The organism is Oceanihabitans sediminis, from assembly GCF_003337215.1.
GTDB classification, from domain to species: domain Bacteria; phylum Bacteroidota; class Bacteroidia; order Flavobacteriales; family Flavobacteriaceae; genus Oceanihabitans; species Oceanihabitans sediminis.
In genome coordinates this window covers 920,159-932,834 of sequence record NZ_QPIG01000001.1, presented here as the reverse complement: position 1 = coordinate 932,834, position 12,676 = coordinate 920,159, and the positions used below count along the sequence as shown (strand labels likewise).

Sequence of the window (12,676 nt, the reverse complement as noted above, 5' to 3'; positions counted from 1 at the left end):
CTCTTTTAACTAAAAGAAAATGTCTTTAAAATAGGATATAAAGAAACTACTATATAAACTAAGCGAATTGTAATTCTTTCGTTAATAATGCTACCAAATCGTTTACGGTAGATTGCCCCTTATCTTTATTATACCAAACTTGTAAGTTCTCTTTAAGCTCGGCAGTTATTGCTCCGTGTTTTTCTTTATAGTCTAATACCAATTGCGTTGCTTCCTTTGGTCTAGGCCCAAAAGAACCAAATACTTCTCCTGAAGTCTCTTCAATCATTATCAACTTCGGAATAGACTTCCCACCATTGGTTAAAAACTGATTCATTAAAGCCTCGTTTTCATCTCTAAAAACCAATCCTAAACTAATATTCTCACTCGCTTCCGCTACTTTATTTATTACCGGTAGAACGTGAGCAGCATCACCACACCAAGTTTCGGTTAAAACCAGCCAAGTTACTTTTTTATCTAACTTCTCTATTTTTGCTTTCGCTTCCTCAGAAACTTTTAAGGTTTTATCCCAACGTTTCATTCGTTTTGCATTCAACTTCGTGTATGCTACTAAATCTTCACTTTTATTTTCCCCGGAAGTATCGTTGTTTGCAACTTGTGTATTTATTACATCTAAATATTCCGAATAGCTAATGCTTTTATCTAAACTTTCTCTAATTATTTCTTTCATAGTTTTTTCTTCTTCAAACAAAAATACTTGTATATCTATTAATAAATGATGATTTTTATCAGTTCTATGTCTATCTTTAACTCTCTAACTTACAAAAGAACATGAAAACATTAAAAATTATTTGCCTTTTTGGCTTTCTTGCCTTAGTTGCTGCTAAATACTTCAACTTATTTAGCGACTTTAATATTTCAGGCTCCTTCTCCTTATTTGATGTGAGGTACATATTTCTTGTCGTTTACTTTTTAATTAGTTTATACGAGTTTATTCAAAGGAAAAAAGCCTAAGAAACATGTCTAAACATAGATGCGGATGGTGTGTTGGAGATGCTTTGTACGAAGCCTATCATGACCAAGAATGGGGCGTACCGGTTTATGATGATGCTACCCTTTTTGAATTTTTAATTTTAGAAACCTTTCAGGCTGGCTTGAGTTGGATAACCATTTTGCGAAAGCGTGAAAACTTCCGAAAAGCTTTTGATGCTTTTGACTATAAAAAGATAGCCAATTATAATCAGGATAAAATAAACAGCCTTTTACAGGACGCAGGAATTGTAAGAAACAAATTAAAAATAAATGCGACGGTAAGTAACGCTAAAGCCTTCATGAAAATACAAGAAGAGTTTGGTAGCTTTAGCAAATATATTTGGAACTTTGTGGATGGAGAACCTATTAAAAATAAAGTTACATATTATAAAGACGCCCCTGCCACAACCGAAATTTCTGACGCCTTGAGTAAAGACTTAAAAAAACGAGGCTTTAAGTTTATTGGCTCTACCGTAATGTATGCCCATATGCAGGCAACTGGAATGGTCAACGACCACGAAGTTTCTTGTTTTAGATATGAGGAAGTGTAGTAATTGCTTTTAAACAGAGCTAAATGCTATTGCATTCCGATGGAAATCTTTTAAAGATATTTCAAAAATGCTTCTCTAGAAATATCTTCTGCACCCAGACTTTCTAAATGATTGGTATATACCTGGCAATCTATAAGGGAATAGTTGGTATTTTGAACAAAGGTTATAAACGCCGCTTTACTTGCATTACTCACTTTGGTAAACATACTCTCTCCACAGAATACTCAATTATTTAAATCGATACCATAAAGTCCGCCAACCAATTCCTCCTCTTGCCAAACCTCAACGGATTTCGCATAGCCTAATGCATGCAATTTAACATAGGCCTGAATCATGGAATCTGTAATCCACGTTCCTGCCTGCCCGGTTCTTTTTACTTTAGAACAGGCTTCAATAACACCGACAAAATCTTTATTTACAGTGATAACAAAGTCTTTATTCCGAAGCACCTGCTTCATACTTTTAGATACCTTAAGTTTTTCTGGAAACAGAACAAACCTAGGGTCTGGAGACCACCATAATATTGGCTGACCTTCTTCAAACCAAGGAAAGATACCGCTTTTATAGGCTAGCAAAAGTCTATCTAAACGCAAATCGCCACCAATGGCAAGCAATCCTTGTTCATCGGCTTCTTCTACACTTGGGAAACGAATACTTTTATTTAATATATGCATGAGCTAAAAATAAAAAACCCCAATGAATTTTCACATTGAGGTTATATTTATAAGACTCCTACCTTCGCAGGAAGTTCTGAATTAAAACGGTAAATCGTCGTGATCTTCCTCTTTCACATTCGTAGCTGGCTCAAAAGCATCAGCTGGTGGAACCGGTGGCATTTCACCTGGAGCACCTGCTGGTTGTACAGCTTCAATTCTCCATCCTTGAATAGAGTTGAAATATTTTGTTTCTCCTTGTGGGTTAACCCATTCTCTACCTCTTAAGTTGATGTTCACTTTTACAGATTGTCCAACTTGGTAGTTGTTTAAAAGGTCTGTTTTGTCTTGTACAAACTCTACTAATATATGCTGCGGATATTGCTCTTCTGTTGTAACCACTAACTCTCTCTTTCTAAACCCATTACTTCCAAAAGTTTGAGTTTCTCCAATCAATTTTACTTTTCCTTGTACTTCCATTATATATAATTATTAAATATTCGTCTATTTTTAAATGCTATTTTACGATAATAGCAATTTCCATGCGCTTGAAACATCTCCGTAGCTTAAATAATTTTTAGCTATTTTATGTTTTTCTCTGTGTGTAGCGCCTTTGATATTAGGGTAGCGTTCACTTATTTCTTCTACAAAAGTATTAATTTCTTTTGGCGTAGGCAAGGCATCTACATTCCCTAACATACCTAAATCATTCCCGGTTAATATCATGCTGTTTCTAATTTCCTCAGGAATAGCGTCTACACCAATTCCTAAACTAGAAAGCGGTTTAGGTATTTCAAAGAAACCAGTTTTTGCACGGCTATAATAGCTTCCTCCCGCTCTTGCTACCAAATCTAAAAGTTCTTGGTTAATAGTTTGGTCTTCGTTTAAAACATCTTTCGAAATATGTAGCTTTACCACTTCGCATATCACTAAATTTCCTGCTCCACCTTCGGTTCCTAGCTTTACAATTTCATTTACCTTGCACTCCAATTGTATTGGGGATTCTGCCACACGAAAAGGTTTCACTATATCCGATTTTAACATGGTCAAACCTGCTTTATCAAACTCGTTTACGCCTTCTGGATATTCTGTACTACTTAAAGAAGCTTGGTGTACCATATCATAATTCACCACATTAATAACCACTTCCTTAGTTGCTTCTACATTTGCAAGGGTATGCTTTGTAGTATTATCACGTACTCTACGAGCAGGTGAAAAAATTAACACTGGCGGATTCGCACTAAATAAGTTAAAAAAACTAAAAGGCGATAAATTCGGATTCCCTGCTGCATCCACCGTACTTGCAAAAGCAATTGGTCTTGGAGCAACTGCACTTAGTAAATAAGCATGTAGGTTTTTTGTAGAAAGATCTTTTGGCTGAAATGATATCATGTAAACAAGAATTTGTGCAAAATTAACCAATTAGATGCGCAACAAAAAATGATTTAGAAAAAGCTAACACAATATTATTAACAGATTTTACATTATATTGACATATTAAAATAACACAAATGCTTTTCTCGAAAAACAGAAATCTTTTTAGATGGATTATTGTTATAGCTTCCTTTGCTATTATCTCTCTTATACTTTGGAATACCTATGTTTTCTTTCAGAAATTTAAAACGGAAGAACGTATTAAAATGGAAAATTGGTCCTTTGCGCAAAACGAATTACTAAAACTAGTTGACGAAAATTCTATTGAAGAAAACATTAATGTTAATACCGATTTAATTTTTAAGGTTTTATCCAGCAACAACACCACTCCTATTATTATTATAAATAAAGATTCTTCTATTTACACCTTTAGTAATATAGGAGAAGGCACAAAAAAGGATTCTATTTACGTACAAAAGAACTTAAAAAAGTTAATAACTCAGTTTAGCAAGGAAAACACTCCTATAGAAATCAAGGAAGTGAACCAAACACTTTATTATGCGAATTCCCCACTACTAAACAAATTAAAATATTACCCTTTAGCGCTTTTATTAATCATCATTCTATTTGCTGCAGTTGTATATTTCTTTTACCGAAGCAATAAAACCGCAATAGAAAACAAGCTTTGGTCGGGTATGGCAAAAGAAACAGCACACCAGATAGGAACTCCCTTATCTTCTTTAATAGGTTGGACGGAAATTTTAAAAACAGAAAACGTGAGTCCAGAGTACATTCAAGAAATGGAAAAAGATATAGGCCGTCTAGAAACCATCACAGAGCGATTTAGCAAAATAGGCTCTTTACCAACCTTAGAAAAAGCAGATCTAGTAGCGGAAACCTTAGCGTCTTATGATTATCTAAAAGCAAGAACTTCTAAGCTTATAGATTTTGAAATTCTAGTTCCTGAGAATACAATTTATGTAAACTTAAACAAACAGTTATTCAGTTGGACTATTGAAAACCTAGTAAAAAATGGTATTGATGCCATGAAAGGAAAAGGGAAAATTACCATAAAAATCACCCAACTAGAAAAAACAGTAAATTTATATATTTCTGATACAGGAAATGGCTTGTCTAAAAGCCAATTTAAGACTATTTTTGAGCCCGGTTATACCACCAAGAAAAGAGGTTGGGGATTAGGACTTTCCTTAGTAAAACGCATTATAGAAGAGTTTCACAACGGAAAGATAAAGGTCTCAGAATCTGAAATCAACAAAGGTACGACCATGCAAATTATTTTAAAAAGTGTTTAAAAATGGACGAAAAACTGATTACGATTAAAGAGGCTAGCTTGAATAATAATTGTCCTGAATGCTTTAATACAAATGGCTTACAATTAACTTTCAAACAAAAGTTTGTAGAGACTTCCCTATATAAATCTATTACTAGTGAAACTACGCAGTCTATTTACTGCAACACCTGCAATACAGATATTTTTCCTGTAATGTGGACAGAAGATATTGAACGCGTTTTTGCTTATCACCAAAAAGCCTTTGTGCCTAAAAAAAAATCAACCAAGCTTAAAAGGAAAGCTTGGCTGCTAATTGGTTCTTTTGTAATAGTAATTCTAGCCGTAATTATTGCAGCTGTACTCTATAGATAAGATTGAATAGCTTTTGCTATTTCTTGAAATTCTTCTGGACTTAGCTTCACCTTTTCAATAAACCTAGCGTTTTCCATAGAATGCAACGGAATTAAGTGTACGTGAACATGTGGCACTTCTAATCCTATAACAGTTAAACCAACACGTTTACAGTCTATCGCTTTTTCCATAGCAATGGCAACCTTACGTGAAAATTGCATCAATCCGTTATAGGTTTCTTCGTCTAGATCAAAGATTTTATCCACCTCTTTTTTAGGAATACAAAGTGTGTGTCCTTTAGCATTAGGATTTACATCTAAAAAAGCTAGAAAATCATCTGTTTCTGCTACTTTATAACAAGGTAACTCTCCTTGTATGATTTTTGTAAAAATAGAAGCCATAAGGTTTAAGGGTTTATTTGTAAATATAAAAATTCCTATTTAAAACTGAATGCTTTTCAGCTAAAAATAGGAATCCCTATATAATTACCTTTCTTAATATGAATTATCTAGATATTTCTAAAATATCAAATTTAATAACACCGTTTGGCACTTGAATTTCTGCAACTTCCCCAACCGTTTTACCTAATAAACCTTTCCCTATAGGAGAGTTTACAGATATTTTTCCGGCAGCTAAATCTGCTTCACCATCTGCCACCAAGGTATATAGCATTTCCATACCATTGGTTTGGTTTTTAATCTTTACCTTAGAAAGCACTAAAATTTTAGAAGTATCCATTTGGGACTCGTCTATTAAACGAGCACCAGCAAGCTGTTCTTCTAATTTAGAAATACGCATTTCTAACATGCCCTGAGCTTCTTTTGCAGCATCATATTCGGCATTCTCACTCAAATCTCCTTTGTCTCTGGCTTCTGCAATTGCTCTTGAAGCTTTTACACGCTCTACATCCTTAAGATGCTTAAGCTCATCTCTTAGTTTTTTCAAACCTTCCGCAGTATAATAAGATACTTTACTCATAATTTCTTCGTTTTATTATATAAAAAGATGCTGAAATCTTTTTAAAAACATTGTTTCCATAAAGATTTCAGCATAAAAAAATCCCGCTTTCACGAGATAGTCTCACAAAAATACAAATTTTTAATTACAAAAAGAAAATTGTACTTAAAAGTACTAAAAATCAATAAAATATTAAAAACTTAATTAGTGTCTAATATACAAAATAATTTAATACAAAGTGCAATTTTTGTACCTTGCTAATCAAAAATAACACAAAATGAAGAAGATATTTTTAGCAACGCTAGCATGCGTTTCTATACTTGCCTGTAGCAAAAGCGATAATGATACTTACAACCAGTATATACCAGACCAAGCTTTTGATACAACTAGTACAATAAATACTAGTTTTCCGCAATTTAATAGCTTGAAATACCCGGGAAACCATGTTGTGGTTCAGGAATACGGAATTAACGGCATTGTAGTTTATTATTCCGGAAGCACGTATCTAGCTTTTGAATTAAGCGATCCGAACCATCATTTACAAAGCTGCTCTAAACTTACCGTAGAAGGCGTTATTGCTTCTTGTAATTGTGATGACGGAAATACCTATGATATTTTAACAGGACAACCAAATAGCGGAACTTCTGCGCAGTTTGGTTTAAAGCAATACCATACAGAAGTAAGCGGTAATATTATTAGAGTATATAATAACTAGTAAAAACTTCCAATTTACGAGTTATATAGAAAAAGAAACTCCTTCCCTTTTTAAAGAGAAGGAGTTTTTTGGTTTAGAATTTTAAAGTAGCTCCTACTAAAAAGTTTCTTGTTGCTTGCGGATAATATCCTGCACCTTCAATGGTTGTTGTCTGATTAGGAACAGACCAAGTATCATCATAGGTATAGTAATATCCATTAGAAACATATTTTTCGTTTAAAATATTATTTACTAAAGCAGTAAAGTTAACAGACTTAATAAATGGTGACTTTTCATTAGACGCTTTTACGAAAGATAGTTTATAAGAAACATTTAAATCGTTTACAAAGTAGCTATCTAGTTTGGAAGCTTCGCTATCGGTATTCCCCATAAACTGCTCCCCAACATATTTAGTTAATAATGCTATATCAAAATCTTTTGCAGGGTTAAATACTAAAGCATTAGATACTACAACTTCAGGAGAGAAAGAAATATTTGTTTTTCCTAAGTCTACTAAAGATCCGTCTTTAGAAATCACCGTGCTTTTGTTTTTATTAGAACTTAAAGTAACAGCTGGTTGAATAGTTAACCATTCTATTGGTTTTACAGCAGCTTCAATTTCTAAACCTAATCTGTAGCTCTCTCCACTATTCGTACGAATTGGATTTCCAACATTATCTCTATCACCAGTTAATATTAACTGTTCGTTATATAACATATAATATAAGTTGGTATTGATACTAAACTTTTCCGATTGGTGTCTGTACCCTAATTCGAAATCGTTTAACTGCTCTGGCTTTACTGTTTCGTTGTTTTCAAAATCATCTCTATTTGGTTCTCTATTTGCTCTAGCATAAGAGAAGTATAAGTGATTTCCTCTGTTAAATCTATACGTAATTCCGGCTTTAGGATTGAAGAAGTTATAGTTTTCATCTATTTCTAAAGGAATTCTATCTGAAGTTAAACCAGTAGTTTTATAATCTACCAATCGAAGTTGCAGATCTCCAAAAAGGCTCAGTTTATCATTTAAATTAACCGTTGCCTTCGTAAAGAAACTTAAGTCCTTTTTCTTTCCGTTACTATCGTAATAAGGAGCATTTATTTCACTAGAACTTGCATTTCTAGCCCAAATGATTTTTCCAAAGTGATCTCCGTCATACGTACTATACGAACCACCGAATATCATATCTAGCTTATTCTTTTTAAAATTCGCATTCGCATTTACCACATAAAAGTCGTTATCTAACCAACGTCTTCTAATTAAGTCGGTAGAATTAATAGTTTCTCCACCAATAGTGATTTCTTCTAAATCATAATCTTCAAAATCCTGATCTTCCTTATACTGCTCAAAATATCCTTGACCATGCGTATAATTCAAACTTAAGTTAGTTGACCAATAGTTATTAATTCTTTCGCTATAGTGAAGTTGATAGTGGTCTTGCTGGTAATTGTCTTCTTCATTTTCATGGAATCTAATAGTACCTTCTTCATCTGTGTACATTCCAGCAGTATTGAAAGTTCTATCGTTTTCTAACAAATCTAAATCTTCTAAACCATTCCAAGCTTGGTAAGTAACCTCTTTACCACTAAATGTAATAGCTTTAATTAATCTATTATCATCTACATAAGCTCCTTGTAAGAAGTAAGATTTTAAATCGGAACTTGCTCTATCTATGTATCCGTCTGATTTTATTTGCGAAAGACGCCCAGCAATTTCAAAGTGATTGTTTAGTTTTCCTGTGCTGAATTTTATATTATGTTTTCTAGTATTGAAGCTTCCGAAGGAATTAGAAATTTCGGCATTTGCTTCCTCTGAAACAGCATCGGTTAATACATTGATACTCGCTCCAAAAGCACCAGCACCATTAGTAGATGTACCAACACCACGTTGTAACTGTAAACTTTCTACCGAAGAAGCAAAGTCTCCTAAGTTCACCCAAAAGGTACCAAGAGATTCCGCGTCATTATACGGAATTCCGTTAAGGGTAATATTCGTAGACTGTGCGTTGATTCCACGAACACGAATATAGGTATAACCAACTCCTGTTCCTGCATCGGAAGAGGTTACTACAGATGGTAAAAAGTTTAATAAAATAGGGATGTCTTGCCCTAAATTGCGTTTTGCTAACGCTTCTTTACTAACATTACTATGCGTAATTGGTGAGGTTGCATTTACTCTAACAGCTTTTACTAAAACCTCATCTAAGTAATGTGGTAGAATAGAATCTTGTACTTTTTCTTGTGCCTTGGCAAAAGTAAAACCTAAAAAGGCTAATAAAATAAAAATAAAATCCTGCCTGCGAAGGTGGAACAAATTAGATAATGAATTATTCATACGACTATTCTTATAATCGAATAAAAAGAGGCAATTATTCTTTGTTTTTATTGATTTATTTTGAATTATAAGGATCATAATTGGTCCATGATAATTCTTTATTCCTAAACAGCATTACCTGTTCTAGGTTCAATGGGTATGATCTCAGCTTGAAATGTTTTTGGTCGTATAAAGCTTATTCGTTTTCTAGATTACTCCTAAGTTTTAAAGCGACTGCCAACAAATTTTAGCACCCCTTTTTTGAGAACGCTGCAAATGTATAGAAGATTAAAACAATTAGCAATGTAATAGGTAGAATAATTAATCGATGTTTGGCTTTCTTCTATTCGCCTTCTTTTCTGAAGTATTCCGCTTTGCTTTTAATCTTTTAATTTTTACAGATCTAGGCACTTTGGTTGGCTTTCGTTTTTTAGGAACTTTTAATCCGTTTTGTATAATTTGAAGAAATCTTTGAATTACAATTTGCTTGTTTTTATGCTGGCTTCGGCTTTCGCCACATTGTAAGATAAGCACATTTTCTTTGGTTAACCTGGTTTGTAGTTTAGCTAAAAGACGTTCTTTTTGTTCTTCATTTAAAACAAGAGAGTCTTCTAAACGAAAACTTAATTCCATTTTAGAAGACACTTTATTTACATGTTGCCCACCTGCACCTGAGCTTCGTATTGCTTTAAAGTGTAACTCTGCAATCAGGGCTTTTTCAGAAAACATTAGCCGTTAATTTGATGGGTTGCTTTTAATAAATCTGTTACCGTTTTCACCGGATTAAAAGTAATTAAAGGCACCTCTACAAAAATAGTATTCCAATCTGCCATAGAGCCATTCCATAATCCAGGAAGCTCTAAGGCTTTTAACTCCTTACCCATTCTAGTCTTCGTGGTTATAAAAGCGGTATTGGGATCTACAAATTTATTCAGATCAAATTTTTCACCCTTATAGTTTTTAATTCCGCAAACTAAGTCTACAGGATTAAAATGTGTAGCGTTGTTTAATATAGTTTTCTGCAGCTTGTTTGTTGTATCAATTTGAGCAGATTCTACAATTTGTAAAGAGATTTTTCCGCTTTCATCCTTCACCCAAAATGGTCCGCCTCCAGGCTCTCCTTCATTTTTAACCATTCCGCAAACGCGAATAGGTCTATTTAGTTTTTCTTTTAAGTATGCTATTTGATTAGCTGTAGAATATTTTTCAAACTCATTACTAAACACGACATATAGCTTGTTTTTAAGAAAATCTACAATCGCATGTAATTGCTTCTCGGAAAGCTGATTTTCATCTAACTGCTTTACATATGCAAAAGATTGTTCCTGTAATTCTAACAGAATACCTGCTAGCATTTTTTTGTATTCAGCTAGTTCTTCGTCGTATTTAAAAACCACAATATTGTCGATGTTTTTTATAAAAACAATATCGGCATCCTGCTTGTTTAAATTATTTAATAAGGCACCATGACCAGAGGGTCTAAACAACATCTCGCCATTTTCTTCTCTAAAAACTTTATTTTCTGGAGTTACCGCAATGGTATCTGTAGACTGACATTGATAGGAAAATGAAATATGAAATTTGGTGTTGGTTTTCTCTTCTACTACCTCTTGAATACGCTTAAATTCGGTATCAAAAACACTTTTATGTTTTTCTGAAATAGTAAAATGTAAATTAGCTTCATTATTAGATGATGCATATAAAGAAGCTTCATACAAATGCTCTTCAAAAGCTGTTGAAACATGGTCTTTATACTTGTGAAAAGGTAATAATCCTTTTGGATAGAAGCCGTAATTTAATTTGTCTTCATCTAATAACACCTTAATAAAAACCACCTTTTTTTCGTCTTCGGAAAGGCTGTTGTAATCAGGGTACAGTTTTTTTGCTTCCGATATAACTATATCATAAAAAGGAAACTTCTCTATACCGACGAAAAATAAAGACAAATCGCTTGCTTGCTTTCTGTTGATATAAGAGTTAATAGTTTCCTTAGTTATATCGTATTCATGTAGAAACTGAAACAAAAACTTAAACATTCTGGTTGCTGCCCCAGAAGCGGGAATAAACTTTAGGATATTCTTTTCGTGCCTTTTACTTTTAAAAAACCTTATGGCATTCTCTTTTTTAGATTTTGAAAGTTTTAATATGCCATTTTTCACACTAGCGGCTTCCTGTAGATCTACAAAAGCAATTCCTGTAATAAACAACTGTATTTCAGCACGAACCTTTTCAACGCTTATGCGTTTAGAAGCAATCTGTTTTATATCCTTTTCTGTAAAATTCACTTTTCCTTATTTAATAAACCATCAATTAGTTTTACAGCCATTTCAAAACGAGTTTCTAAATCTCCTTTTAGTAAAACATAAGGTTTGTTATACTTTATTAAAGCGGTTTGAAAAGCTTGAAACATATACTCTCTTTCATTTGGCTTATCCCGTATACCATCAGCTTCCCAAGGCGTATCAATATACGTCAAAAAGTATAAATCGTAAGTATTTTCTACAGCATATTTTTCTATAAGCGGATAGTTTGCTTCAGGATAATAGACTTCAGAATACACTTTGGTTTCCAACAAATCCGTATCACAAATTAAAACAGAATCTGTTTTTTTAGCGAATCTGTTTTCGTTTTTCATTTGCCCAATAGCAATTGGCAATACATCCTCACTTGTTAACAGTTCCTTATTTTTAAATTTTTCTTCTGCATATTCTCTAGAATATTCTGGAACAAAAACAGTTTGGTAATGTACAGCCAAGCGTTTTGCAAGTACGGTTTTTCCAGTAGATTCCGGACCAAACAAAACTACCTTTATGCAGGTACTTGCTTCTTGTTTAAGTTTTTTTTCCATTGTTTATATGCTAGAATAGCTAGAATTAAAAAAATAATATACTGAATACCGGTAAAACCATAACCTCTTATAAAATATAGTGGAATAGATGCAGCATTACCAATAATCCATAAACTCCAATTTTCTATTTTTTTAAGCGCCATCAACCACATAGCAGCGAAAAATATTCCTGTGGTAAAAGTATCTATAAAAGGAGTCGCTATTTTAAAGTCTTCTATATTTCCTGAGGTTAATTTTGTAAAAGCATAATTTACACTTTCGTTAAAATTTAATGAATTAGGCATGACATCGTAATAACGATAGACAATGATTACAAAAACAGAGGTAAATAGAAAGATACCAACTGCTTTTATTTTATCTAAAGTATTGGTTCGTGAGATAGAAATACTTCCTGCATCATTATCAACTACCCTACTCCACATATACCAACCAAAAACACTCATCAACGTATAGTAAATATTAATAATTAGATCTCCATACAAACTCCATTGGTACAACAAATACACATAAATTCCAGTACTTATTATTCCCGTAGGGAAAACCCAAATATTCTCTTTTTTAGCATAAATCACACTAGCAACACCAAAGGAAGCTGCTAAAAACTCTAAGAGGATGTGAAGGGTAGAAGCTGTACGATAAGGCTCTAAAAAAAAATCTATTATTTCGTTCAA

14 protein-coding genes and 1 pseudogene are annotated in these 12,676 nt (G+C 33.2%); 4 read left to right on the top strand and 11 right to left on the bottom strand.

Annotated elements, in window-relative coordinates:
* Positions 1-58: 58 nt before the first annotated feature.
* Positions 59-670, bottom strand: a complete 612-nt coding sequence (locus DU428_RS04150) for a thioredoxin family protein (protein WP_113965907.1) — start codon at positions 668-670, stop codon at positions 59-61.
* 289 nt (positions 671-959) lie between these two features.
* Between DU428_RS04150 and DU428_RS04145 the strand changes: the two genes are divergently transcribed.
* Positions 960-1,523: a DNA-3-methyladenine glycosylase I gene (locus tag DU428_RS04145; protein WP_113965861.1), complete on the top strand. Its 564-nt coding sequence runs from the start codon at positions 960-962 to the stop codon at positions 1,521-1,523.
* 50 nt (positions 1,524-1,573) lie between these two features.
* Here DU428_RS04145 and aat read toward each other — a convergent pair.
* From aat to DU428_RS04130, 3 genes and pseudogenes are all read right to left on the bottom strand, one after another.
* Positions 1,574-2,197 (bottom strand): annotated as a pseudogene (aat, locus tag DU428_RS04140) (leucyl/phenylalanyl-tRNA--protein transferase).
* Positions 2,198-2,278: 81 nt separating this feature from the next.
* Positions 2,279-2,656, bottom strand: a complete 378-nt coding sequence (locus DU428_RS04135) for a DUF3127 domain-containing protein (protein ID WP_072347336.1) — start codon at positions 2,654-2,656, stop codon at positions 2,279-2,281.
* Positions 2,657-2,698: 42 nt separating this feature from the next.
* Entirely contained in the window at positions 2,699-3,568 is an 870-nt protein-coding gene (locus DU428_RS04130) for a flavin reductase family protein (RefSeq protein ID WP_113965860.1), read from the bottom strand.
* A 119-nt stretch (positions 3,569-3,687) separates the two neighbouring features.
* On the opposite strand from DU428_RS04130, the gene DU428_RS04125 reads away from it, so the two are divergent.
* Positions 3,688-4,863, top strand: a complete 1,176-nt coding sequence (locus DU428_RS04125) for a sensor histidine kinase (RefSeq protein ID WP_072347340.1) — start codon at positions 3,688-3,690, stop codon at positions 4,861-4,863.
* A 2-nt stretch (positions 4,864-4,865) separates the two neighbouring features.
* On the top strand, positions 4,866-5,213 hold the full coding sequence (locus tag DU428_RS04120; protein ID WP_072347342.1) for a hypothetical protein: 348 nt from the start codon (positions 4,866-4,868) through the stop codon (positions 5,211-5,213).
* On the opposite strand, the gene DU428_RS04115 is transcribed toward DU428_RS04120, so the two are convergent.
* Positions 5,204-5,593, bottom strand: coding sequence for an HIT family protein (locus tag DU428_RS04115; RefSeq protein WP_072347344.1), 390 nt, complete (start codon positions 5,591-5,593; stop codon positions 5,204-5,206). The two genes, DU428_RS04120 and DU428_RS04115, sit on opposite strands and share 10 nt — an antisense overlap.
* Before the next feature lie 103 nt (positions 5,594-5,696).
* Entirely contained in the window at positions 5,697-6,170 is a 474-nt protein-coding gene (gene greA / locus DU428_RS04110; RefSeq protein ID WP_072347346.1) for a transcription elongation factor GreA, read from the bottom strand.
* A gap of 256 nt (positions 6,171-6,426) precedes the next feature.
* On the opposite strand from greA, the gene DU428_RS04105 reads away from it, so the two are divergent.
* Positions 6,427-6,864 carry a hypothetical protein gene (locus DU428_RS04105; RefSeq protein ID WP_072347348.1) on the top strand — a complete coding sequence of 146 codons (438 nt, stop codon included), beginning with the start codon at positions 6,427-6,429 and terminating at the stop codon, positions 6,862-6,864.
* A 73-nt stretch (positions 6,865-6,937) separates the two neighbouring features.
* Here the strand turns inward: DU428_RS04105 and DU428_RS04100 are convergent, their stop codons facing one another.
* The 5 genes from DU428_RS04100 to pnuC all read right to left on the bottom strand — a co-directional run bounded on the left by DU428_RS04100 (position 6,938) and on the right by pnuC (position 12,676).
* Entirely contained in the window at positions 6,938-9,178 is a 2,241-nt protein-coding gene (locus DU428_RS04100) for a TonB-dependent receptor (RefSeq protein WP_113965859.1), read from the bottom strand.
* A gap of 300 nt (positions 9,179-9,478) precedes the next feature.
* Positions 9,479-9,886 (bottom strand): alternative ribosome rescue aminoacyl-tRNA hydrolase ArfB, encoded by a 408-nt coding sequence (arfB, locus tag DU428_RS04095; protein ID WP_113965858.1) that lies wholly within the window; start codon positions 9,884-9,886, stop codon positions 9,479-9,481.
* Positions 9,886-11,442, bottom strand: a complete 1,557-nt coding sequence (locus tag DU428_RS04090; protein ID WP_072347354.1) for a DUF4301 family protein — start codon at positions 11,440-11,442, stop codon at positions 9,886-9,888. Before DU428_RS04090 ends, arfB begins: the two co-directional genes overlap by 1 nt.
* Positions 11,439-12,005, bottom strand: coding sequence for an AAA family ATPase (locus DU428_RS04085; RefSeq protein WP_072347356.1), 567 nt, complete (start codon positions 12,003-12,005; stop codon positions 11,439-11,441). The genes DU428_RS04090 and DU428_RS04085 overlap by 4 nt, the downstream gene beginning before the upstream one ends.
* A complete protein-coding gene (gene pnuC / locus DU428_RS04080; RefSeq protein ID WP_072347358.1) occupies positions 11,966-12,676 on the bottom strand; it encodes a nicotinamide riboside transporter PnuC in 711 nt (236 codons plus the stop codon). The genes DU428_RS04085 and pnuC overlap by 40 nt, the downstream gene beginning before the upstream one ends.